This is a genomic window from Streptomyces sp. NPDC050658, from assembly GCF_044457025.1.
Taxonomy (GTDB): domain Bacteria; phylum Actinomycetota; class Actinomycetes; order Streptomycetales; family Streptomycetaceae; genus Streptomyces.
The window spans coordinates 745,740-766,480 of record NZ_JBITGM010000003.1 but is presented as its reverse complement, the minus strand read 5'-3'; the positions used below and the strand labels follow the sequence as shown (position 1 = coordinate 766,480).

The 20,741-nt window shown below is 71.1% G+C and carries 25 protein-coding genes; 13 read left to right on the top strand and 12 right to left on the bottom strand.

Annotated elements, in window-relative coordinates; translation table 11 throughout:
* Positions 1–45 precede the first annotated feature (45 nt).
* Positions 46–1,272, top strand: a complete 1,227-nt coding sequence (locus ACIBKX_RS14990; RefSeq protein WP_363277779.1) for a cytochrome P450 — start codon at positions 46–48, stop codon at positions 1,270–1,272.
* Positions 1,273–1,313: 41 nt separating this feature from the next.
* Here ACIBKX_RS14990 and ACIBKX_RS14985 read toward each other — a convergent pair whose 3' ends face one another.
* From ACIBKX_RS14985 to ACIBKX_RS14965, 5 genes are all read right to left on the bottom strand, one after another.
* Positions 1,314–2,579 (bottom strand): cytochrome P450, encoded by a 1,266-nt coding sequence (locus ACIBKX_RS14985; RefSeq protein WP_363277780.1) that lies wholly within the window; start codon positions 2,577–2,579, stop codon positions 1,314–1,316.
* Positions 2,576–3,190, bottom strand: a complete 615-nt coding sequence (locus tag ACIBKX_RS14980) for an ATP/GTP-binding protein (protein WP_363277781.1) — start codon at positions 3,188–3,190, stop codon at positions 2,576–2,578. The genes ACIBKX_RS14985 and ACIBKX_RS14980 overlap by 4 nt, the downstream gene beginning before the upstream one ends.
* On the bottom strand, positions 3,171–3,533 hold the full coding sequence (locus ACIBKX_RS14975) for a DUF742 domain-containing protein (RefSeq protein ID WP_363277782.1): 363 nt from the start codon (positions 3,531–3,533) through the stop codon (positions 3,171–3,173). The genes ACIBKX_RS14980 and ACIBKX_RS14975 overlap by 20 nt, the downstream gene beginning before the upstream one ends.
* A complete protein-coding gene (locus tag ACIBKX_RS14970) occupies positions 3,530–3,949 on the bottom strand; it encodes a roadblock/LC7 domain-containing protein (RefSeq protein WP_363277783.1) in 420 nt (139 codons plus the stop codon). Before ACIBKX_RS14970 ends, ACIBKX_RS14975 begins: the two co-directional genes overlap by 4 nt.
* A gap of 137 nt (positions 3,950–4,086) precedes the next feature.
* The gene (locus ACIBKX_RS14965; RefSeq protein ID WP_363277784.1) at positions 4,087–5,946 is read right to left on the bottom strand and encodes an ATP-binding protein; all 1,860 of its coding nucleotides are present in this window, start codon (positions 5,944–5,946) and stop codon (positions 4,087–4,089) included.
* Positions 5,947–6,370: 424 nt separating this feature from the next.
* Between ACIBKX_RS14965 and ACIBKX_RS14960 the strand changes: the two genes are divergently transcribed.
* The 5 genes from ACIBKX_RS14960 (at position 6,371) to ACIBKX_RS14940 (ending at position 9,318) form a co-directional block, all read left to right on the top strand.
* Positions 6,371–6,724, top strand: a complete 354-nt coding sequence (locus ACIBKX_RS14960; protein WP_363277785.1) for a hypothetical protein — start codon at positions 6,371–6,373, stop codon at positions 6,722–6,724.
* Between the two features lie 39 nt (positions 6,725–6,763).
* The gene (locus ACIBKX_RS14955) at positions 6,764–7,255 is read left to right on the top strand and encodes a hypothetical protein (protein WP_363277786.1); all 492 of its coding nucleotides are present in this window, start codon (positions 6,764–6,766) and stop codon (positions 7,253–7,255) included.
* Positions 7,256–7,329: 74 nt separating this feature from the next.
* The gene (locus ACIBKX_RS14950; RefSeq protein ID WP_363277787.1) at positions 7,330–7,935 is read left to right on the top strand and encodes a hypothetical protein; all 606 of its coding nucleotides are present in this window, start codon (positions 7,330–7,332) and stop codon (positions 7,933–7,935) included.
* A 71-nt stretch (positions 7,936–8,006) separates the two neighbouring features.
* Positions 8,007–8,759, top strand: coding sequence for a class I SAM-dependent methyltransferase (locus tag ACIBKX_RS14945; protein WP_363277788.1), 753 nt, complete (start codon positions 8,007–8,009; stop codon positions 8,757–8,759).
* Positions 8,760–8,778: 19 nt separating this feature from the next.
* Positions 8,779–9,318, top strand: coding sequence for an HAD domain-containing protein (locus tag ACIBKX_RS14940; protein ID WP_363277789.1), 540 nt, complete (start codon positions 8,779–8,781; stop codon positions 9,316–9,318).
* A 43-nt stretch (positions 9,319–9,361) separates the two neighbouring features.
* On the opposite strand, the gene ACIBKX_RS14935 is transcribed toward ACIBKX_RS14940, so the two are convergent.
* Entirely contained in the window at positions 9,362–9,814 is a 453-nt protein-coding gene (locus ACIBKX_RS14935; RefSeq protein ID WP_363277790.1) for an Lrp/AsnC family transcriptional regulator, read from the bottom strand.
* A 112-nt stretch (positions 9,815–9,926) separates the two neighbouring features.
* Here ACIBKX_RS14935 and ACIBKX_RS14930 point away from each other — a divergent pair, with 112 nt between their 5' ends.
* Together ACIBKX_RS14930 and ACIBKX_RS14925 are read left to right on the top strand one after the other, a co-directional pair.
* Positions 9,927–10,556, top strand: a complete 630-nt coding sequence (locus tag ACIBKX_RS14930) for a LysE family transporter (RefSeq protein WP_363277791.1) — start codon at positions 9,927–9,929, stop codon at positions 10,554–10,556.
* 46 nt (positions 10,557–10,602) lie between these two features.
* The gene (locus tag ACIBKX_RS14925) at positions 10,603–11,694 is read left to right on the top strand and encodes a class I SAM-dependent methyltransferase (RefSeq protein ID WP_363277792.1); all 1,092 of its coding nucleotides are present in this window, start codon (positions 10,603–10,605) and stop codon (positions 11,692–11,694) included.
* Between the two features lie 7 nt (positions 11,695–11,701).
* On the opposite strand, the gene ACIBKX_RS14920 is transcribed toward ACIBKX_RS14925, so the two are convergent.
* Positions 11,702–11,914 (bottom strand): hypothetical protein, encoded by a 213-nt coding sequence (locus ACIBKX_RS14920; protein ID WP_363277797.1) that lies wholly within the window; start codon positions 11,912–11,914, stop codon positions 11,702–11,704.
* Positions 11,915–12,090: 176 nt separating this feature from the next.
* Here ACIBKX_RS14920 and ACIBKX_RS14915 point away from each other — a divergent pair, with 176 nt between their 5' ends.
* Both ACIBKX_RS14915 and ACIBKX_RS14910 read left to right on the top strand, forming a co-directional pair.
* On the top strand, positions 12,091–12,480 hold the full coding sequence (locus ACIBKX_RS14915) for a hypothetical protein (protein ID WP_363277793.1): 390 nt from the start codon (positions 12,091–12,093) through the stop codon (positions 12,478–12,480).
* On the top strand, positions 12,473–13,192 hold the full coding sequence (locus tag ACIBKX_RS14910) for a hypothetical protein (RefSeq protein ID WP_363277794.1): 720 nt from the start codon (positions 12,473–12,475) through the stop codon (positions 13,190–13,192). Before ACIBKX_RS14915 ends, ACIBKX_RS14910 begins: the two co-directional genes overlap by 8 nt.
* A gap of 48 nt (positions 13,193–13,240) precedes the next feature.
* Here ACIBKX_RS14910 and ACIBKX_RS14905 read toward each other — a convergent pair whose 3' ends face one another.
* Together ACIBKX_RS14905 and ACIBKX_RS14900 are read right to left on the bottom strand one after the other, a co-directional pair.
* Positions 13,241–14,107 carry an AraC family transcriptional regulator gene (locus ACIBKX_RS14905; RefSeq protein ID WP_363277887.1) on the bottom strand — a complete coding sequence of 289 codons (867 nt, stop codon included), beginning with the start codon at positions 14,105–14,107 and terminating at the stop codon, positions 13,241–13,243.
* A 105-nt stretch (positions 14,108–14,212) separates the two neighbouring features.
* Positions 14,213–14,788 (bottom strand): ankyrin repeat domain-containing protein, encoded by a 576-nt coding sequence (locus ACIBKX_RS14900; protein ID WP_363277905.1) that lies wholly within the window; start codon positions 14,786–14,788, stop codon positions 14,213–14,215.
* Positions 14,789–15,217: 429 nt separating this feature from the next.
* On the opposite strand from ACIBKX_RS14900, the gene ACIBKX_RS14895 reads away from it, so the two are divergent.
* The 3 genes from ACIBKX_RS14895 (at position 15,218) to ACIBKX_RS14885 (ending at position 18,417) form a co-directional block, all read left to right on the top strand.
* The gene (locus ACIBKX_RS14895; protein WP_363277888.1) at positions 15,218–16,540 is read left to right on the top strand and encodes a hypothetical protein; all 1,323 of its coding nucleotides are present in this window, start codon (positions 15,218–15,220) and stop codon (positions 16,538–16,540) included.
* A gap of 96 nt (positions 16,541–16,636) precedes the next feature.
* Positions 16,637–17,629 carry a GlxA family transcriptional regulator gene (locus ACIBKX_RS14890; protein ID WP_363277889.1) on the top strand — a complete coding sequence of 331 codons (993 nt, stop codon included), beginning with the start codon at positions 16,637–16,639 and terminating at the stop codon, positions 17,627–17,629.
* Between the two features lie 164 nt (positions 17,630–17,793).
* A complete protein-coding gene (locus ACIBKX_RS14885) occupies positions 17,794–18,417 on the top strand; it encodes an isochorismatase family protein (protein WP_363277890.1) in 624 nt (207 codons plus the stop codon).
* Here the strand turns inward: ACIBKX_RS14885 and ACIBKX_RS14880 are convergent.
* From ACIBKX_RS14880 to ACIBKX_RS14870, 3 genes are all read right to left on the bottom strand, one after another.
* Positions 18,407–19,222 (bottom strand): SAM-dependent methyltransferase, encoded by an 816-nt coding sequence (locus ACIBKX_RS14880; RefSeq protein WP_363277891.1) that lies wholly within the window; start codon positions 19,220–19,222, stop codon positions 18,407–18,409. The genes ACIBKX_RS14885 and ACIBKX_RS14880 overlap by 11 nt on opposite strands.
* 88 nt (positions 19,223–19,310) lie before the next feature.
* Positions 19,311–19,787 carry an SRPBCC family protein gene (locus ACIBKX_RS14875; RefSeq protein ID WP_363277892.1) on the bottom strand — a complete coding sequence of 159 codons (477 nt, stop codon included), beginning with the start codon at positions 19,785–19,787 and terminating at the stop codon, positions 19,311–19,313.
* The gene (locus ACIBKX_RS14870) at positions 19,775–20,671 is read right to left on the bottom strand and encodes an RNA polymerase sigma-70 factor (RefSeq protein WP_363277893.1); all 897 of its coding nucleotides are present in this window, start codon (positions 20,669–20,671) and stop codon (positions 19,775–19,777) included. The genes ACIBKX_RS14875 and ACIBKX_RS14870 overlap by 13 nt, the downstream gene beginning before the upstream one ends.
* Between the last annotated feature and the right edge of the window lie 70 nt (positions 20,672–20,741).

Here is a 20,741-nt window from a genome sequence, read left to right as displayed (position 1 = left end):
GATCAATAGCCTGGTGGGCACCCCCGTCATCGACCAAGGAGCCACATGTCCACCGCGCAGCACGTCCCCGACATCCTCTCGCCGGAGTTCGCCGCGAACCCCTATCCGGCCTACGAGGTGATGCGGGAGAGCGCGCCGCTCTTCTGGCACGAGGCGACGCAGAGCTGGATCATCTCGCGGTACGCGGACGTCGAGCGCGTGTTCAAGGACAAGAGCTCGCAGTTCACCACCGACAACTACGACTGGCAGATCGAGCCCGTGCACGGCAAGACGATCCTCCAGCTCAGCGGCCGGGAGCACGCCGTGCGCCGGGCCCTGGTCGCACCGGCCTTCCGCGGCAGCGACCTCCAGGAGAAATTCCTCCCCGTCATCGAGCGCAACTCCCGTGAACTGATCGACGCCTTCCGGCACACCGGCACGGTGGACCTGGTCGCCGACTACGCCACCCGCTTCCCCGTCAACGTGATCGCCGACATGCTCGGCCTCGACAAGGCCGACCACGCGCGCTTCCACGGCTGGTACACCACCGTCATCGCCTTCCTCGGCAATCTGGCGGGCGACCCCGAGGTCGCGGCGGCCGGTGAGCGGACCCGCGTGGAGTTCGCCGAGTACATGTTCCCGATCATCCGCGAGCGCCGCGATCACCTCGGCGATGACCTGCTGTCCACGCTGTGTGCCGCCGAGGTCGACGGCGTACGCATGAGCGACGAGGACATCAAGGCGTTCTGCAGCCTGCTGCTCGCGGCGGGCGGCGAGACCACCGACAAGGCCATCGCCAGCATCTTCGCCAACCTCCTGACCCACCCGGAGCAGTTGGACGCCGTCCGCAAGGACCGCTCGCTGATCGCCCGCGCCTTCGCCGAGACGCTGCGCTGCACGCCGCCCGTCCACATGATCATGCGTCAGTCGGCGACCGACGTGGAGGTCAGCGGCGGCACGATCCCCGCCGGAGCGACGGTCACCTGCCTGATCGGCTCGGCCAACCGCGACGAGCAGCGCTACGCCGACCCGGACCGCTTCGACATCTTCCGCGACGACCTGACCACCACCACGGCGTTCTCCGCCGCCGCCGACCACCTCTCGTTCGCGCTCGGCCGGCACTTCTGCGTGGGCGCCCTGCTGGCCAAGGCCGAGGTGGAGACGGGCGTCGGTCAGCTCCTGGACGCGATGCCCGATGTGCGTCTCGCCGAGGGCTTCGACCCCGTGGAGCAGGGCGTGTTCACCCGCGGCCCGCAGTCGCTGCCGGTCCGCTTCACCCCCGTCACCGCCTGACCCCACCGGGGCGCCGCCCACGGGCAGCGCCCCGGCACCGTTCAGTGCGCCACGGGCGTGAACCGCACCGGCAGCGACGTCAGACCGCGCATCCAGATCGACGGACGCCACGTCAGCTCCCGCGGCTCCACCGCGAGCACCAGGTCGGGCAGCCGCTCCAGGAGCGTCTCGACCGCCGTACGGGCGATGACGTCGGCGAGGAGCGGCGCCGGATACGGGCAGCGGTGCTCGCCGTGGCTGAACGACAGGTGCGCGGAGTTCTCCGGGCCCACATGCGACTCCGGCCAGATCTGCGGGTCCGTGTTGGCCGCGGCGAGGCCGAGCACCAGACAGTCGCCCGCCCGGATCTGCCGGCCACCGAGCTGGGTGTCGCGCACCGCCCACCGGCCGATGAAGTTCTGCGTCGGGGTGTCCAGCCACAGCACCTCGTTGAGCGCCTCGCCCACGCTCAGCCTGCCGCCCGACACGTTTAGGGCGAACCGGTCGTCGGTCAGCATCAGCCGCAGCGTGTTGCAGATCCAGTTGGCCGTCGGTTGCTGGGCCGCGGCGATGATCGAGATCAGGTCCTGGATGATCTCCTCGTCGGTCAGGCCCGCCGGGTGCAGCAGCATCCGCGAGGTGACGTCCGCGCCGGGCCGCTCCCGCTTCTCCTTGACCAGCTGCTGGATCCGCTCCCCGACGCGCGTGTACGCCGCCACGGGGTCGTCGCCCTCCGCCGCGTCCAGCGAGATCCGCAGATCGTCCACGAGCTGCTGGGTGTCCGTGCCGGTATGCGGCATGCCGCACATCTGGACCGCCGCCCGCATGGGCAGCGCGTGGGCGTACGCGCTCATCAGCTCGGCCTGGCCGCTGCCCGCGAACTCGCCGATCAGCCGGTCGGCGATCCGCGCGCTGTCCCGCGCCAGCTCGAACTGGTCGACGCCCTCCAGCGCCTCCGTGATCACACCCGCGCGCCGCCGGTGCTCCTCGCCCTCGGTGAACAGGACCGACGGCTGATAGCCGACGAACGGCATCAGCGGCCAGTCGGCGGGAATGTGCTCCCACTGGTTCCAGCGCCGCGAGTCACGGGCGAACAGCTCGTCGTGGCCCGTCACATAGCTGACCTCGGAGTAGCCGAGCACCAGCCAGGCGGGCACGTCCCCGTCGAGCAGCACAGGGGCGACCGCGCCGTGCTCCCGGCGCAGGCTGCGGTAGAGCTGCGACGGTGTCTGCTGGTACTCCAGACCGCCCAGGCGCACCGCGCCCGCGTGGGCGGGGCAGCCGGGGGGCGGGCTCTGCCGGTCGTCGGGTCCGGTCGGCTCGGTCACGGTGTCATCTCCTGGGCCATGGCCAGTTCGTAGAGGTGGTCCACGAGGGTGATCAGGACGTCCTTGCCCGACGAGCGCACCCGTGCGTCGCAGTCGATCAGCGGCACATGGGCGGGCAGCGCGAGCGCCTGGCGGATCTCGTCGAGGGAATGCGCGGAGGTGTCGTCGTCGAACCGGTTGACCGCCACCACGAACGGCGTCCTGTGGTGCTCTAGCCGGTCGATCGCGTACCAGGACTCGTCCATCCGCCGCGTGTCGACCAGGACGACCGCGCCGAGCGTCCCCGAGAAGAGCCGGTCCCACAGGAACCAGAACCGCTCCTGCCCCGGCGCGCCGAACAGATAGAGCACCACACGCTCGTTGAGGCTGATCCGGCCGAAGTCGAACGCCACCGTCGTCGTGGTCTTCCCGGCGACGTCGGCCGTCGAGTCGACACCGACACCGGCCTGCGTCATCACCTCTTCGGTGTTCAGCGGACGGATCTCGCTGACCGACCGGACGAGGGTGGTCTTGCCGACGCCGAACCCGCCCACGACGACGATCTTCAGGCCGGTCTCGGCAGTGTCGGAAAGGGGCGTACGGGAGGACAGCTCAGATGTTGCGGAGCCCATGGAGCACCTCCTTGAGAAGGGCGGAATCGGGGATGGCGGCGACCGAGCCGGCCGCGCGGGGATGCCGGGCGGTGATCTTGCCCGTGGCGAGCAGATCACCCAGCAGAATCCGCACCACCGTGATCGGCAGCTTCAGCTCCGCGGCGATCTCCACCACGGCCGTCGGATGCCGGCACAGATCGAGGATGCGTACGTGCTCCGACTGCATGCCCGCGGCGGGCTCGCATTCGCTCACCACCAGAGTGACCAGGTCGAACGCGTCGTCGTCGGCGCGGCTGCGGCCACCGGTGACCGTGTAGAGGCGGTCCGGGTCACCGGTGTCCACGGGCTTGCGCGGCGTCACGAGGAGCCGCCGCCCTGGTCGTGCGCGCGCGGCTCGGCGCGCAGATGCTCCCCGATCTGCTCGACGAGCTCGGTCATCTGATGGCCCACCACACCGGGGTCGGCGTTCTCTTCGGCCAGGACCGCCAGGTGCGCTCCCTCGCCCGCCTCGACGATGAAGAGCAGCCCGCCGTGGAACTCGGTCATCGAGTGCCGGACACCGCCGGTCCCGTCGCCGAACTCCACGGAGGCGCCCTGTGCGAGGGCCTGGATGCCGGAGCAGATGGCGGCCAGCTGGTCGGCCTGATCGAGCGTCAGGTGCTCGCTCCAGCACAGCTTCAGTCCGTCCCGCGAGAGCACCAGGGCGTGCCGGGTGCCGGGCGTGCGCTTCAGCAGGTTCTGCAGGAGCCAGGTCAGGCTGTTGTCGGTGGTCTGCATGGTGGGTGGGGCGCGGTGCGCCGGGCATGCCCGGTCACCGGCCCGTACCTCCAATCACGATGTCGAGCGGGGAAGAGCGGGGAAGAGCAGGGGAGAGAGTGGGGCGCCGGAACCCGGGCGCCGTACGGGACTTCGCGCTACTCGGCGGGCGGCGGCCCGGACTCGGCGGTCGTACCGGACGCGTCGGTCGTACCGGACGTGTCGGTGCCTGCTCGCCGCGCTCGGTGGAAGGCGCCGAATCGGGCCCCGGCGTCACGCGGCCGCTCGGTGTCCTTGGCCGGCGCCTCCGCGTCGGACGCCGCCCTGCGCTGCTGTCGTTCCCGGTCGGCCTCGGCCATGGTGCGGCCGGGAGCGCGTACGGGCAGACCGTTCGCCGTGGCGACGGGGCGCGGACGCTCCTGCTGGGCCGGGATCTCGGGGCGGGACGCGGGGAACTCGGGTGTGTCCGGGGCTGCCGCGTGCCCCTCGACGGGCTGGGGCGCCGGGGCCGTGACGGGCGGGGGCGCCGGGGCCTCGACGGGCGACGGCTGCGGAGCCTGGGCGGCCGGGGTCTGCGGAGCCTGAACGGCCGGAGGCTCCGGAACCTCGACCGGCGGGGCAACCGCCGGCTCGGCGCTCCGCCGCACCGGTTGCTGCTGCGGCGCCGGATCGCGCTGCTGGGCCAGGAGCTGCGGGGGCAGCAGCACCACGACACCCGTGCCGCCGCGCGAGGACGGCCGGAAGTTGACGCTCATGCCGTACTTGCCGGCGAGCCGCCCGACCACGGCCAGGCCGAGCCGGGTGCCCTGCAGCGAGGCCAGGTCCGTCACCTGCCCGGAGACCGACTCCTCCGCCCGGCGCATCGCCGCGTCGGCCATCTTCAGGCCGCTGTCCTCGATCGTGACGACGATCCCGGCGCTGCGCTCCTCGACGTACACATGGACCTCGTCGATGGGCGGGGAGAAGTTCGCCGCGTTGTCCATGAGCTCGGCCAGGAGGTGCATGACGCCCTCGGCGGCGAATCCGGCGATGGCCACCGTCGTCGAGCAGTGCAGCCGCACCCGCTGGTACGCGGAGATCCGGCCGACGGCACCCCGCAGGATGCTCTCCATCACGATCGGCTTGTTCCAGGCGCGGCTGGAACGGCCGCCCATCAGCAGCGCCAACCGGTCGGTCAGCAGACCGAGCTGGGAGGTGCTGTGGTCGAGGCGGAGCAGATCGCCGAAGACCTCGGCGCTGTGCCGCTCCTGCATGTCCCGCAGATCGGCGAGCATGCTCACGGACTTCGCCTGCACCCGGCTGAGCGCCTTGGCGGAGGCGGCCTGCGCGGCGGCGGCCCGCCGCTCGCTGTGCGCGAGTTCGCGTACGAAGGAAGTGGCGGGGACGCTCAACAGGGGGTTCTGCGGCCAGGCGAGCCCGGCGAGGACGGTGTCGGCGGAGGCTCCCTCACGGAGCTGCGCGATCGCGTCCGGCAGCGTGGCCGTCGTCAGACGCTCGAACTCCTCGGCGGCCTGGGCGAGTTGCCCCTGCGCGTGGTCCCGCTCCGACTCGGCGGTCGCGGTCTGCCGCACCGACTCCTCCACCACGGAGGCGAAGACCTGGAGGGCCTGGCGCAGTTGGGGATCCGACGGCGGCGCCGCCTGGGCCAGCGTCTCATTCGCCCCGGCCCCGTCCCGCAGCCGCTTGACCACGCCCGGCAGCGTGACGTTCACCAGATGCGCGGACTCCGCGCCCTGCCGTGCCAACTGGGTCTTGAGGGACGCGGCTTCGGCGCCGTCCGCCGCCGCCGACCTGTGGACCCGACGCACGGCCAGCGAACTGGCCACGACGCCGACCGCCAGGCACAGCCAGGCGGCCAGGATCGTCGTGACCGTCCAGCCGCGGGCTTCGGCCGGCGCCGAGAGGCCCGCCGCGGCACCGGCCGCACCGGTCACCAGCAGCACGGCCAGGGGGACGACCGGCGCGGGGCGCCGCGGCGTGGCTATGCGGCGCGGTCGGGGAGGAGCAGGCACTGGCATTCAGCGGTCCCTCGGTCCTTGAGTGTGGGGAGACAACGGGCCGATGGGCATGCGTCGGCCGTGGGCCCGGAGCGACACGCCAAGGGGACGGCGATCTTCCGGACCATATGACGCGCCATGCTAGTCACCCCGCGGACCGCGAAGGACCGAAGGGTGGAACACTCCGCCCACGGGGAAAGTTCGTCCCGATCTGAACCATCGAACATGACGCCGTGATAGAGGAGTTCGATCGCGAGTTCGACCCTGAGCCCGGCCACCCGCGCCGCTCTCCGGCGGATGGGCGGTGAAATCCCCGTGGCCGTCAGCCCTCGGGCGCAGGTACTGTCCAGTTCGCGAAGTGCCCGGCCAGGGCAGTCGCCGCCCCACCTCACCCGCACTCCCCACCCCGTATCTCTTTACCCCTCAACCCGAGAGAGCGATCCCGATGACCGGCCGGCAAGCGACGACGACCCTCTGGCGCCCGACGGGCCCCAAGGAGCTGGACCTGGTCCGCGACCTGAACTGGCGGGCGTGGCCGCCCCGGTTGCCCGAGCAGCCGATCTTCTACCCCGTTCTCAACGAGGATTACGCGATCAGGATCGCCAGGGACTGGAACGTGAAGCACGACGGGGCGGGCTTCGTCACCCGCTTCGAGGTCGACACCGACTTCGTCCGCCGCTACCCCGTCCAGCAGGCCGGAGGCCGCTCGATCCTCGAACTGTGGGTGCCGGCCGAGGAGCTCGACGAGTTCAACGCCCATATCGTCGGCGAGATCGAGCTGATCCACGAGTTCCGCTGAACTGCGTGACCTGTGAACTGCCAAGACCTGTGAACTGACATGACCTTGATGGACGTACTCGTCGACTTCGCCCGCACCGGCCGCGTCGGGCCGTTGGCCTGCGGCATGTCCCTGGCCGACGCCGAGGAGCTGCTCGGTCCGGGACGTCCGCATCCGGTCCACCGGCTGAGGGGCCCGGACATCGACGGCTACCCGTACTCCTGGGGCGGTCTCGGTCTGACGACCACCGGGCGGGCGGTCAGCGGCATTTCAGTCTCCCTCTGGCCGGGCTCGACGGTAGGGCTGCCGCCGCTCGTCCTGCCGGACTCCGTTTCGTACGACGCCACGGTCCTCCGAGAGGACCTGGTCGCCGCCCTCGACGCGGCGGGCTGCCGGCATGAGGTCAACGGCCTTCTCACCTTCGGCGAGCAGTCGAGCATCGTCACCCGGCCCGCGAACGTCTGCGCGGTCTTCAGCCTGCCGGGCAGGGACAACGCCGTGCCGTACGCCGACCGGCACTACCTGGACGTGATCCACCGGCACGAGGCCTGACCCCCAGGAGTGACCCCGAGGCGTGATCGGGAGCCGGATCGACCTATGCGGAACGGAGGTGTACGGAGATGGGCGTGTCCATCGAAGTACTCATCGTCGACTGGCAGCGCGTCGAGGCCGCGCCGCCCGACCGGCGCGGCGAACTGCTGGACGAGGCCGCCTTCGGTGAGGCGTACGAGGCGTACGACGACGACCTGGACGCGGCGGGCTGGCTCCGGCCGGAGACGGCCGACGCCGACTGGCACCTCAAGTACGCCTTCGCCCGCACCCTCGACTCCTACAAGCCCCACTTCTGGGCGGGCGAACGGTGGGAGGCGGTCCGCCTCTTCGCCGACGCGGGGCTGCGCACCGCCCTGGACCGCTTCGTGTCCCCGCTGTTCTGGCACGGCCTGGAGGACGTCGCGGGCCCGGACCCCGAGTCCGTACCGGAGCGGGAGTGCCCGTGGGACGTGCCCCTGCTGCTGTGGTGCCCGCCCGAGGACGTGGCCGCGCTGCGGCGACACTGGCTCCGGGCCGAGGGCGGGCTCGACTCCCTGCGCGAGCCGTTCGCCGAGCACGCGGCCGTGCCCGGCGGCTGGATCCCCGACTTCGACTCGTTCGCCCGACTCGTCGGCGGCTGGGGCGAGGTCGTCACAGAGGCAGAGCGGCGGGGCTGGGGCGTCGTCGGACTCCGCTGCTGAGCGTGCGCTGGACCCGCCCGGCGGCGAAATTGACGCGCCGTCGAACGGCCCCCGCGTATACCTTCTGCCGCATGGTTGACGCGATTTTCGGCAATCCCCGGCTCGCCGCGCTGTACGACCCGCTCGATCCCGACCGCGGCGATCTCGACGCCTACCTGCGCATCGCGGAGGAGTTCGGGGCACGTCGGGTGCTGGACATCGGCTGCGGGACGGGGGTGCTCGCGCTGCTGCTGGCCGACCGGGGGATCGAGGTCGTCGGCGTCGATCCCGCGCGGGCGTCGGTCGACGTGGCGCGGGCCAAGCCGGGCGGCGAACGGGTGCGTTGGATCTGCGGCGACGCGACGGCGCTCCCGCCGTTGCGGGTTGACTTGGCGACCATGACCGGGAACGTCGCCCAGGCGATCCACGACCCGCAGGTGTGGCGGCAGACCCTGCGGGGCGCCTTCGACGCGCTGCGGCCGGGCGGTCGTCTCGTGTTCGAGACGAGGGACCCGGCCAAGCGGGCCTGGGAGGCCTGGAACCGGGAGGCCACGCACAGGGTCAGGGAGGTACCGGGTGCCGGCGCGATCGAGAGCTGGACTGAACTCGTCGACATGGACGGCCCGTTGGTGACCTTCAGGGGGACCTTTGTGTTCGCCGGTGACGGCGAGGTCATCACCTCGGACTCGACCCTGCGGTTCCGTGAACGCGAGGAGGTGGCGGCGGACCTGAGCGCGCAGGGGTTCGCCGTGGACGACGTACGGGACGCGCCCGATCGCCCCGGCAAGGAGTTCGTCTTCGTGGCGCGCCGCCCGGAGAACGACGGCGACGGCACAAGCACCTGACCACCACTACCGTGCAGTCGTGATCAGTTCCCCGCTGCCGCTCCTCTTCCTCGACGTCGACGGCCCGCTCATCCCCTTCGGGGCGACCAGCCGTGAACTTCCCGACGGATACCCGACGTACGAAGGCGAATCCGTCCCGGCGGGGGCCGTGGCGAATCCGCTGATCGGCAGGATTGACCCGGCCCACGGCCGCCGACTGCGGGCGCTGCCCTGCGCGTTGGTGTGGGCGACGACGTGGCTGTCCGACGCCAACGACTGCGTCGCACCCTGGCTCGGCCTGCCACAGCTCCCCGTGGTGCCCTGGCCGGACCCCTCCGACGAGGAGCCATTCGGCGGCGACGGCCCCCGTGGACTCCACTGGAAGACCCGCACGATCGTCGACTGGGCCGAGGGCCGCACGTTCGCCTGGGTCGACGACGAGATCACGGACACCGACCGGGTCTGGGTGGCGGCGCACCACCCGCACCCGGCCCTGCTCCATCGCGTCGACGCCCGAATCGGCCTCACCGCCGGGGATTTCGCGGTCCTCGACGCGTGGCTGCGCGCGCACGGGAGCTAGGGCAGCCCGCGGGCGGGCGGCCGCCCCGCACGGCACACGCCGCTCACAGCGGCAGCGGGCGCTCCTGTACCACGTGCTTCATGACGAGCGTTGAGCTGAGCCGCATCACGCCCGGCAGTGTGGCCAGCTTGTCGTCGTACAGGCGCTGGAAGGCCGGCAGGTCGACGCTGACGATGCGCAGCAGATAGTCGGGGTCGCCGAAGAGGCGCTGGGCCTGGACGACATGCGGGATGGCGGCGACGGCCGCCTCGAAGTCGGCGACGGTGTCCCGGTCCTCCTGGCGCATGGTGACGAAGACGAGCGCCTCGAAGGTCAGCCCCACCTGCTGGGTGTTCAGGATCGCGCGGTAGCCGCGGATCGCGCCGGTGCGCTCCAACTCGCGCAGCCGACGGTGGCAGGGCGACAGGCTGAGCCGCACGCGAGCGGCGAGTTCGGTGACGGTGAGCCGCCCGTCGTCCTGGAGCTCAGCAAGAATCTTCCGGTCCACGTCGTCCATGGGGAAGATTCTTCCACAGGAATGACTTCGGGCGACCATACTTGGAAACATCTTTGGGCAATTCGGAACTAATCTTCTCCATACATCACAAACGCGAGGGAGAAGTGTTTCCGTGGCCGTCAGCACCATCACCGCCTTCTGGGCGGTGTCCTTTCTGCTCATCCTGGTTCCGGGCGCGGACTGGGCCTACGCCATCACGGCCGGGCTGCGGGGCGGCTCGGTCGTGCCCGCCGTGAGTGGACTGGTGCTCGGCTATGTGGCGCTGACCGCCGTCGTCGCGGGCGGGGTCGCCGCCGCCGTGGCGAGCAGCCCCGGCGTCATGACGGCGCTGACCGTGACCGGCTCCCTGTACCTGATGTGGCTGGGTGGCTCGGCCCTCGCCCGGCCGGGTACGCCCGCCGAGGCCTCGTCCGGCGGTTCGACGGCTTCCGGCGGCGCCTCCCGCGTCGCCGGGGTGCTCAAGGGCGCGGGCATCAGCGGCCTGAACCCGAAGGCCCTGCTGCTCTTCCTCGCGATACTCCCGCAGTTCGCGACCCCCGCGGCCGACTGGCCGCTGGCCGCCCAGCTCGGCGCGCTCGGCATGGTGCACACGCTGAGCTGCGCGGTGGTCTACCTGGGGGTGGGCGTCCTGGCCCGCACGGTGCTGCGGGCGCGGCCGACCGCCGCACGGGCCGTCACCCGCGTCTCGGGCGCCGCGATGATCCTGATCGGTGCGTTCCTGCTGGTCGAACGCCTGGCGTAACGTGATGAATGGAGTGAAAACGCCCATGCCGCTCTGAGGAGGGGCCATGACGCAGGATCCCGCACGGCAGCAGGAGACACCGGATCCCGTCCGGCAGGAAGAATTCGCCGCCCTCATGGTCGACGTACTCAACAAGGGTGTGCTGTGCCTCCTCATCAGCGCGGGACACCAGACCGGCCTCTACGACACGATGAGTACGCTGCCGCCGTCCACCAGCGACGACATCGCGAAGGCGGCGCGGCTCGACGAGCGGTACGTCCGCGAATGGCTGGGCGGCATGGTCGTCGGCGGCCTCGTCGAGTACGAGCCGGACGGCGCGACCTATCTGCTGCCGCCCGAGCACGCCGCCTCCCTCACCACGATCGCGGGCCCCGACAACCTGGCCGGGATGACCCCGTACATCGCGCTGATGGGCGAGGTCGAACAGCAGGTCGTCGCGGCCTTCAGGGACGGCGGGGGAGTGCCGTACTCGTCGTACCCGCGCTTCCAGGAGCTTCAGGCGCAGGAGACGGCGCGGGTGTACGACGCCGCCCTCGTCGACCGGATCGTCCCGCTGGTCCCCGGCCTTGCCGAGCGGCTGCGCGACGGCATCGACGCGCTGGACGTGGGGACCGGGCAGGGACATGCCCCGCTGGTCCTCGCCCAGGCGTTCCCGCGCAGCCTCTTCCACGGGCTCGACCAGTCGGAGGAGGGCATCGGGGCCGCCCGCGAGGAGGCCGAGCGGCGCTCCCTGGACAACGTGCACTACACGATCGGCGACTCCACCCAGATCAGCGGCCGCTACGACCTGGTGACCGCGTTCGACGTCATCCACGACCTCGCCCGGCCCCAGGAGACCCTGAACGCAGTCGCCGCCGCCCTCCGCGACGGCGGCACGTTCCTGATGGGTGACATCGCCGCCTCCAGCAAGCTGGAGGAGAACATCGACCACCCCTTCGGGCCCGCCCTCTTCGGCTTCTCGCTCTTCTACTGCATGACCACGTCGCTGAGCACCGGCGGTGCGGGCCTCGGCACGATGTGGGGCGAGCAGACGGCGCGCCGGATGCTGGCGGAGGCCGGCTTCACGGACGTGGAGACGAAGTCCATCGAGGGCGACCCGCTGAACGTCTACTACGTGGCGCGGACGGCCGCCGCCTGAGCGACGGCTACCGGCTCACGTCCGTGATGCCGTCGGCGAGCTGACCCGTCACGCGGAGAATGCCCTGCCCGAGTTCGGTGGGGGCGATGAGGATGCCCAGCACGAGGACGATGACGACGGTGAGCCGCTCGTCGGAGCGGCTTCTGGCCTGGACGCGACGTCGCAGCCGGATGACGACGATGACCGCCAGAAGCACGGCCACGTTGATGGACAGCACCATGTCGTCCCCCTCGCTCGGCGTCCTTCCTGTGTAGATCAGAACGGGGTGGGGCACGGGCGGTTCGTAAGGAGGTGACGCTAAAACGCCCCTGACTGACCCGAATCCCCGGGCGCGCGTCCCGCCCCACCGAAGGGAAGGCGTGGCCCGGCCGTTCGGGGTGGCGTACCTTCTGGTTCATGGGGGACAGCCGTGACTTCGACGATGAGACGCACCGCGTCAGCAACGACATCTCAGGTGAAGTGAACGGACCCGTGGGGCAGTTCGGGACCGTCCACGGAGACGTGAACATGAGCTGGAACCAACCCGCGAGCACCGCGGACACGGAGTTTCAGGCGCAGTACCAGGCGCGCATGCGGGCGCAGTGGGAGCGTGAGCGCAAGGAGAGGCTCAGGGAGTCGCGCTCCAAACGCTACGGCAGCGGATGCTTCGGCGTGGTGCTGATCGTCATGGCCTGCGCCCTCTTCTTCGGGGAATCGAACCTGGGCGGCTCCGACTGGGCGGGAGCGGTGCTCCTGGTTCTGGGACTCATCGGGGTCAGCGCACTGTTCCGGCGGGACCGTGGCTGACCAGGCCGCAGGAAGGGGCGACGCGGAAATCGGCAGCGGTGCCGAGGTGCGGAACGAGTTCCACGGGGCGGCCGAGCTGGTGCTTCAACTCAGGGACGTGCGAGAGCTGCACCTGCACGACAGCTCCGGGCGCGAGAAGCGGGAGCGGCGACGTGCCGCGTGGACGCGGTACGAGCGTGCGGTGCGTGCCTGTTGGCAGGCCGTCGAGTCGGCGTACACCGTTGATGACGAGGCCCGTCTCGCCTCCGCGCAGGACGAGTTGCAGGAGGCCCTCACCGCCGTCCGCCGTGAAGGGCCGGACCGGATGGGCGAGTTCGCCGAGCAGGTGCTGCTGGCCTGTCGGCTTCGGGTGCGTTCCGTGCTTCTGTACGGGCCCGCGTGGCGCGCCGGGCGGAAGCTCGCGGCGGCCGAGGGGGTGGAGACGCGGGTCGGGTCTCCAGGAACGGCGAGCGCGGCGCGGGACGCGTACACCAAGGCCAAGGGCGCCGCATGGCCCGGCAGCGACGACCGCACCGAGCTGATGCGTGCCGCGGCCGAGGCGATCAACGCCTGCGCCGCGCTCACCGACGACGACGTGGCCGCGCTGATCGAGGACATGTCGAGGACCGAGCCGACGCACACCGCCGCCACCGATCGCGAGGCGTACGCGCGCAGCGCCGCCCGTTGGCTGGGGCGGTTCATCGAGGCACAGGGCGTCGGATCGGAGGACTGAGTACCGATGGTGGTGCCCCGGCGCCGGGGCACCACCATCGGTCGCCGATCAGACTCCCGCGCGTACCACCGGGATCCACAGCTCCGCGTCCGCCTCCGACGCGTCCTGCGAGAGGCGGGTGCGCAGGATCTCCGGGCCCGGCCTGCTCTCGTACGGGTTGGACGGGAACCACTGGGTGAACACGTCCCGCCACAGGTACTGCAGCGAGTGCGGGAACGGCCCAGAGTTCTCGAAGACGGCCCACGTCCCCGCGGGGACGGTCAGCACGTCGAAGCCCTCCGGGACCTCCGCATCCGTCACCACCGCGTGGTAGTAGTCGAGTTCGGTGCCCTCGGCCCGGCTCGGGTCGAGGTTGTCGCTCACCCCGACGATCCCCTCCGGCTCCTGATCGGACAGCTCGCCGATCCGCCGCATCGTGTCCTGGTCGATGCCCCGGATGAACTCGCCGATCGCCGGATTCATCCCCTCGTGGACCAGGGGCACCCGGACCTTCTTGCCGACCACCCGGAACTGGTCCTTCTCCACGACCCGGTATCGCATGCTGCTGCTCCCTTCGATGATGAGACGGAAGGAGATCCGAGGCTGGGCGTGCAACGCGGCACCGTCCCGCCGGGCCTCGCCAGGACCCACCCCGTGCACGGCGCGGAACGCACGCGCGAACGCCTCCCCCGAGCCGTAGCCGTACCGCACCGCGATGTCCAGCAGCGTCCGCTCGCCGGCCAGCACCTCGGCGCCGGCGATGGTCAGCCGCCTGCGCCGGATGTACTCCGACAGCGAGATCCCCGCCAGCGCGGAGAACAGCCGCCGGAAGTGGTACTCCGACGTCATCGCGATCCGCGCGAGATCGGTCACCTCGATCCGCTGGTCGAGACGCGACTCGATGTGATCCAGTGCCTCGTTCAACCGCTCGAGCACCTCGGGCTCCTTCCCTTTACGCCCCTCACGTTAGGAAGGCGGCGCCATGCCGGACCCGACATCTGGTGCCCGGTTCGATCAGGTCTGTCGAGCACCAGGAATACCTCACCCGCGCAGCAGGTCCGCGATCTTGTCGTAGCCGCGCCGCTCGGCGTGCTCAAGCGCGGTCGTCCCGGTCTTGTCCTCGATGGACGCGTCCGCCCCGCCGTCCAGGAGCAGCCGCACCGACTCCTGATGGTCGCGTCCGCCGTCGCCGAGGATCACGGCCTCCAACAGGGCGGTCCAGCCGAGGTCGTTGACGTGATTGACGTCCACGTCGATGTCCGGGTCGGTGGTGACCTCGCGGATGTACGCGACGTGCCCGTGCTCGCCCGCCGGGATGAGGGAGGTGCCGCCGTACCGGTTCACGATCGTGTAGTCAGGGTCGGCCGCCGCGAGCGTCCGCGCCATGGCGGCGCTGCCGGTGACGCCGGTCACCAGCCACGGAGTGTCGTGCTGCGCGTCCAGGGCGTCCGGATCGGCCCCGGCGTCGACGAGGACCTCGGCCGCCTTCACATGGTCGCCGGTCGCCGCGAGGAGCAGGGGCGTGTGCCGCTCGTCGTCACGGGTCTCCAGGTCGGCGCCCCGCTCGATGGCATCGCGGACCGCGTCGGCGTCGCCGGAGCGCGCGGCGGCGAGCAGGTCACGGCTCGCGGCCGGGTCCGCCTTCCGCTTCGGGGACGCGGACTTCTTGGACGCCGACTTCTCCGGGGCGGCGGACTCGGGAGCGGAGGACTCGGCGGACCGGGTCGCCGAGGGCTTGCGCTCGGTGTCGGCGGTGCCGTCGTCGGACGAGGACCCGCACGCGGTCGCCAGCACGCCCACGCCGACGAGCGAGACGAGCAGGAGGGTGGCACGTCGTTTCGGGACCATGGTTCCTCTTTCGTGTGGGGGAGCAGGGGGGAGCAGTCGGTGGCGACTTCCTGGCTCCATGCTCGTGCCGCCCGCCCGCGCGGCCGTCCCTGAACCGGATGGAGTCACGGGGCGTTGTGACGACCTCCGTATCGGCCGATCGGCTGATGTGTGGGCAGCCGGCGTGTGCCTCCGTCACGCCAGCTAAGGTGCGGCCGTATGACCGACCGCGTCCTCGAACTCCTGCGTACCCGCCCCGAGCTGGCCGAACTGGCCGCGTTCCCCTTCAACTTCGACGTGGAGCGGGTGTACCCCGACCAGGACGGCGACGTGCGCCTCGCGTCCGGCGCCCCGCTGGAGCAGGTAGCGGGTGACGACACCGGCGGCACCTACTTCCTGGTCGAGGGCGGAGCAGTGCTCCACGCCTCCTCCGAGGGAGACGCCGTACTGATCGCCGAGAGCGTCTCCGAGGCGCTCGAAATGCTCGTACGAATGCCCGAGTGGTGCGAGAACCTCACCGCTGACCTGGACGAGGACGGACTGCTCGCCGAGGTGCGCGCGGCGGACGCCGAGGCGCGGCAGGAATTCGCCCCGGACCTGGACGCCCGGCGCGCGGCGCTGATCAGCGGCCTGGGGCTACCCGAACGGCCGCTGGTCGAGCTGTTCTCCATGATGGAGTCGGCCGCCCGGCGCACCGAGCCGGACCACCTGCTGCTCAACTCCCGCGACCTCTGCGCGTACCGGCTCACCGACTGCTACCGGCGGCCCTTGCGGGACATCGTGCTCGGCCCCGGACGGGAGGCCTTGGAGCGCCTGCGCGCGGGCGACCCCGCCGCGCGCCGGGAGGCGGCCGACGATCCGGTGCTTAGGGAGGGCGTCCTGCGGGCGGCCCGGCACGACCGCCGCGACGGGGACGAGCCGCTGCTGAGCCTCCTGCTGGAGCGCGAGAACACCCAGCGCACGGTGCCGCTCCACGAGACCGCCGAGAGCGACTTCACCTGGATCGAACTGGCCCGCCGCCAGGGCCGCGTCGAACACGCCCGCGTCGAGCTCATCCGCCTCCTGGACGACACAGGACCGCACGCGGACCGGCTCAGGGAGCTGAGCGGTGCCCTGGAGCGGATTGGCGACCACGCACAGGCGGCCCGCGCGCAGTTCAACCTCCTCTCCTTGCAGGACACGTCCAGGGACCGGGCCTCGGAGGCGTACGTCCTCGCCCGCCTGGAACGGCTGAAGGGCGACCTGACGGCGGCGGGCCGGGCACTGGAGCGGGCCAGGGCGGCGGTCGGCGTCGAGGGCGGCCCCACGGACGGAACAGTCGAACAGTGGCACCGCCGGGGGATCGGCCGACTGATCACGGAGCAGCATCTGGAACTGACGCTCGCCGCCGTCGACACGGGCGACAGGGAACTGGCGCGGGCGACGATGGCACACGCCAGGCTCCTCCTCGACACGATCGGCAAGGAGTTCGCGAAGGAGCTCAGCGGCCTGTCGACGCGCGCGAAGTGGGCGGTGGCCGGGCTGCGCCCGACCCACTCCTGACCCTCGCGGCCGAGGGCGTGACATCGACAGGCGCATGTCCGGATGTGACAGTGAATCGTCATTGTGGCCATCGGTGATCGCGGTGAAGATGGGGACATGCCCCTTCCCCACCGTGTCGTCATCGCGGTCTTCCCCGACGTCGACCTCCTCGACGTCACCGGCCCGGCCGAGGTCTTCGCGCTGGCCAACCGGGAGAGCGCGGGACGCACCGGCTACGAGGTCCGGCTCGCCGGGCCCGTCGCCGGCGAGGTGCGGACGTCCGCCGGCGTACGGCTGCTGGCCGATCTGTCCTTCGACGAAGTCGGCGGCCAGGTGGACACCCTGCTGGTGCCCGGCGCGGTCGACGTGACCGACGACGGTCCCGTGGCCCGGATCGACGACGACGTCGTGGCCTGGGTGAAGGCGACCGCGCCCCATGCCCGGCGGGTGGCGTCGGTATGTGTGGGCGCGCATGTACTGGCAGCGGCCGGGCTGCTGGACGGGCGGACGGCGACCACCCATTGGTCGACCGCCGCCCAGCTGGCCGCCGACCATCCGGCGGTCACGGTCGACCCGGACCCCATCTTCGTACGGACGGACCGCGGCCGGCTGTGGACCGGGGCCGGGATCAGCGCCTGCCTGGATCTCGCGCTTGCCCTGGTGGCCGAGGACCACGGCGAGGAGACCGCGCTCTCGGTGGCCCGGCAGCTGGTGATGTACCTCAAGCGGCAGGGCGGGCAGAGCCAGTTCTCCGTCCCGCTCAGCCGTCCCGTCACCTCCCGGCGCGACATCGACGAACTGCGTCTGTGGATCGCCGAGCACCTCGACGAGGACCTGTCCGCGGAGGCCCTCGCCGCCCGGATGTGCCTCAGCGAGCGGCACTTCGCCCGTGTCTTCAAACAGGAGACGGGCACCAGTACCGCGAGCTATGTCGAGGCCGCCCGCGTGGAGGCGGCCCGCCGTCTCCTGGAGACCACCGACTGCCCGCTCGACCAGGTGGCGACCGTGGCGGGCCTGGGCTCGGCGGAGACCCTGCACCGGGCGTTCAAGCGGCAACTCGCCACGACGCCGGGGGCATACCGCCGCCGCTTCCGTACACAGAGCACCTGACCCTCTTCAACTGCCCGGCTACCGAAGGCGGACGAGCCGCGTCGACGGCCTCGCCATGCCTTCTTCCCTTCGAGATCCCACGCCAGATCCTCTCCAGGTCCTTCCCGGCTCCCGTTCCAGATCCCTTGAAGTCTGTCTCTTCCGTCCCTTCCGAAAGGTTCCCCATGAGCACGCACCAGCCCTCCAAGACCCTGCGCGACGTCAGCGGCCTGGACAGCCGGCCGGCCCGGCTGAGCGATTCCGTCCTCGTCCTGATCGACTATCAGAACACCTACCGCACCGGCGTGATGGCCCTGGACGGTGCCGAGGAGGCCCTCGCGGCGGGCGCCCGGCTGCTGGCGCGCGCCCGTGCCGCGGGCACCCCGGTCGTGCACGTGGTCAACGACGGCGGCGAGAACACCCCGTACGACATCCGCGCCCACATCGGGGCCATCAGCGACGAGGTCGCCCCGGCGGACGGCGAGGCCGTCGTCGTCAAGCAGTTCCCCAACTCCTTCCACCTCACGGAGCTGGAGAAGACCCTCACCGACCTGGGTGCCGCGCCGGGCAGCGGCAAGGACCTGATCCTCGCCGGCTTCATGACGCACATGTGCGTCAACTACACCGCCCAGGGCGCCTTCAACCTCGGCTACCGCCCCACCGTGGTCGCCGAGACGACCGCCACCCGCGCGCTCACCGCACCCGACGGCACCGTGCTGCCCGCGGCGGCGCTCCAGACGGCCGCGCTGACCGCGATCACCGACCTGTTCGGGATCGTCGTGCCCGACGTGGACGGCGTCAGCGCTTGATGGCGAGCCCGCCGTGTTCGCCGATGGGGTCGGCGGCGTGCGCGGCGGGCTCCGGGCGCCAGAACGGGACCGACACGACGCCCGGTTCAAGGAGTTCCAGGCCGTCGAAGAACGCCGTGATCTGGTCGACGGGCCGCAGGTAGTACGGGACGGCGCCGGTTTCGTTGTAGGCGTCCTGGGCCTGCTCGTAGTCGGCGTCGACACCCCGGGAGCCGTCGTTGATCGACAGGTAACTGCCGGACGGCAGCGCGTCCATCAGGTGGCCGACGATGGCGCGTGCCCGGTCGTAGTCGCCCATGTGTCCCAGGATGTTGCTGAGGATCAGCGCGGTGGGCCGGGACAGGTCCAGCGTCTCGGCGGCGGCCGCCAGGATGCGGTCGGGGTCGGACAGATCGGCGTCGACGTACGAGGTCGCCCCCTCGGGAGTCGACGTCAGCAAGGCCCGGGCGTGCGCGAGCACCATCGGGTCGTGGTCGACGTACACGATCCTGGCGTCGGGGGCGAGCCGCTGGGCGACCTCGTGGGTGTTGTCCACGGTCGGCAGTCCGGTCCCGACGTCCAGGAACTGCCGGATGCCCGCCTCGGTGACCAGGTGCGAGATGGTGCGGCGCAGGAAGGCCCGGCTGCTGCGGGCGACCGTGACGATGCCGGGGAAGACGGCGCTGTACGCGTCGCCGGCCTGCTCGTCGACGGGGTAGTTGTCCTTCCCGCCGAGCCAGTAGTTCCAGATCCGGGCCGAGTGCGGCACAGACGTGTCGATGTTCTGCTGTGCCGCAGAGCCGGGATTCGTCGCGTGGTCGGTCATGGGTACCGTTCCGTCTTTTCACCGAGGCATGAACTGTTCACCGCACAACCTACGTCCCAACGATCCGGCGCCGTACACCAGTTCCTGCTCAGGGAGTTGTGACGCCCCTTCCCGACCGGGGGAGTTGGGCCAGTGCGGCGTCGGCAGCCGCCAGGATGTTGCCGAACGTCCGCGTGATGACCGGCCGGGCGAACCGCCGCGTCAGGAAACCGCCGATCAGCGGGACGGGGATCTCGGCGCGCGTCGTCCAGCGGACCAGGGTGCCGGCGTCGGTCTCGGTAAAGGTCATCCGGCCGACTTCGTGCCGGGCCGGCGGCACACTGCGGTCGACGACGTACTCGGTGGCGTACGGCGGGTCGTAGAGCGTGATGCGCTCGCGGAACCAGCCGATCAGCCACAGATGATTGCGCACAGCGCCGACCCCGTAGGGAGCGGTCTCGCCGCGCCGGGCGAGGCGGCAGCGCACCACGAGGGGCGAGCGCGTGTAGTTGGTGGTCGTGGTGAGCCAGGCGAACACGGCGTCGATCGGGGCGTCGATGACACGTTCGACCGTCATGGTTTCCATGGTGTGACTCCTCCTCTGTCCAGAGGCCGCACCGCGTCCGCGCGATGCAGCTTGTCCGGGTTGCGGGTGGCGTAGAGGCCCGTGATCAGGCCGTCCTGGATCTCGAACGCGACCAGACAGTCGAGTTCGCCGTCGACGACGAACCGTGCGGCGGGCATGCCGTTGTAGGTGGCGTGCTCGAAGCTGGTGTCGGCGGGGGCGGTGCGCAGCACGCCGAGGACGAACTGCGCGACGTCGGCGTGGCCGGTGATCGGGCGACGGGCGGCGACGACCTTCCCGCCGCCGTCGGAGAGCGAAACGACATCGGGCGCCAACAGGTCCATCAGCGCCTGGATCTCACCCGTCGCCGCCGCGAGCAGGAACCGCTGGACGACCTCGTGGGTGGCCGCCGACGCGGGCTCGAAGCGGCGGCGCCGCGCGTGCACATGGCGGCGCGCGCGATGGGCGATCTGCCGGGCGGCGACCTCCGTCTTGCCGATCGAGGCGGCGATCTCGGCGTGGGTGTAGCCGAACACGTCGTGCAGCACGAACACCGCGCGCTCGGTGGGGTTCAGCGTCTCCAGGACGAGCAGCATCGCCATCGACACCGATTCGCCGAGGATCGCGTCGTCGCTGACGTCGGGGGCGGTGCGGATGGGCTCGGGGAGCCAGGGGCCGACGTACTCCTCGCGTCGTGCCTTGACCGCGCGCAGATGGTTGAGGGACTGCCGGGTCACCGTGCGGACCAGATAGGCGCGGGGATGCTCGACCGTGTCCGGATCGACCGCCCGCCACCGCAGATACGTCTCCTGGAGCACGTCCTCGGCGTCGGCGGCGCTGCCCAGCATCTCGTAGGCGACGGTGAACAGCAGGGCGCGGTGTTCGGTGTAGGCGTCCTCGGGCACGGCTCCGGTTCCTCTCTTCGGCGACCATCGAGACACGTCGGGGCGGAGAAGCGTGACAGCCCACCGGTGT

Bases quoted from the DNA above. Each gene is read 5' to 3' on its own strand.
- ACIBKX_RS14990 (WP_363277779.1), top strand. From the start codon at position 46: ATGTCCACCGCGCAGCACGTCCCCGACATCCTCTCGCCGGAGTTCGCC.
- ACIBKX_RS14980 (WP_363277781.1), bottom strand. From the start codon at position 3,190: ATGGGCTCCGCAACATCTGAGCTGTCCTCCCGTACGCCCCTTTCCGAC.
- ACIBKX_RS14970 (WP_363277783.1), bottom strand. From the start codon at position 3,949: ATGCAGACCACCGACAACAGCCTGACCTGGCTCCTGCAGAACCTGCTG.
- ACIBKX_RS14965 (WP_363277784.1), bottom strand. From the start codon at position 5,946: ATGCCAGTGCCTGCTCCTCCCCGACCGCGCCGCATAGCCACGCCGCGG.
- ACIBKX_RS14960 (WP_363277785.1), top strand. From the start codon at position 6,371: ATGACCGGCCGGCAAGCGACGACGACCCTCTGGCGCCCGACGGGCCCC.
- ACIBKX_RS14955 (WP_363277786.1), top strand. From the start codon at position 6,764: ATGACCTTGATGGACGTACTCGTCGACTTCGCCCGCACCGGCCGCGTC.
- ACIBKX_RS14945 (WP_363277788.1), top strand. From the start codon at position 8,007: ATGGTTGACGCGATTTTCGGCAATCCCCGGCTCGCCGCGCTGTACGAC.
- ACIBKX_RS14935 (WP_363277790.1), bottom strand. From the start codon at position 9,814: ATGGACGACGTGGACCGGAAGATTCTTGCTGAGCTCCAGGACGACGGG.
- ACIBKX_RS14925 (WP_363277792.1), top strand. From the start codon at position 10,603: ATGACGCAGGATCCCGCACGGCAGCAGGAGACACCGGATCCCGTCCGG.
- ACIBKX_RS14920 (WP_363277797.1), bottom strand. From the start codon at position 11,914: ATGGTGCTGTCCATCAACGTGGCCGTGCTTCTGGCGGTCATCGTCGTC.
- ACIBKX_RS14915 (WP_363277793.1), top strand. From the start codon at position 12,091: ATGGGGGACAGCCGTGACTTCGACGATGAGACGCACCGCGTCAGCAAC.
- ACIBKX_RS14895 (WP_363277888.1), top strand. From the start codon at position 15,218: ATGACCGACCGCGTCCTCGAACTCCTGCGTACCCGCCCCGAGCTGGCC.
- ACIBKX_RS14890 (WP_363277889.1), top strand. From the start codon at position 16,637: ATGCCCCTTCCCCACCGTGTCGTCATCGCGGTCTTCCCCGACGTCGAC.
- ACIBKX_RS14885 (WP_363277890.1), top strand. From the start codon at position 17,794: ATGAGCACGCACCAGCCCTCCAAGACCCTGCGCGACGTCAGCGGCCTG.
- ACIBKX_RS14880 (WP_363277891.1), bottom strand. From the start codon at position 19,222: ATGACCGACCACGCGACGAATCCCGGCTCTGCGGCACAGCAGAACATC.
- ACIBKX_RS14875 (WP_363277892.1), bottom strand. From the start codon at position 19,787: ATGGAAACCATGACGGTCGAACGTGTCATCGACGCCCCGATCGACGCC.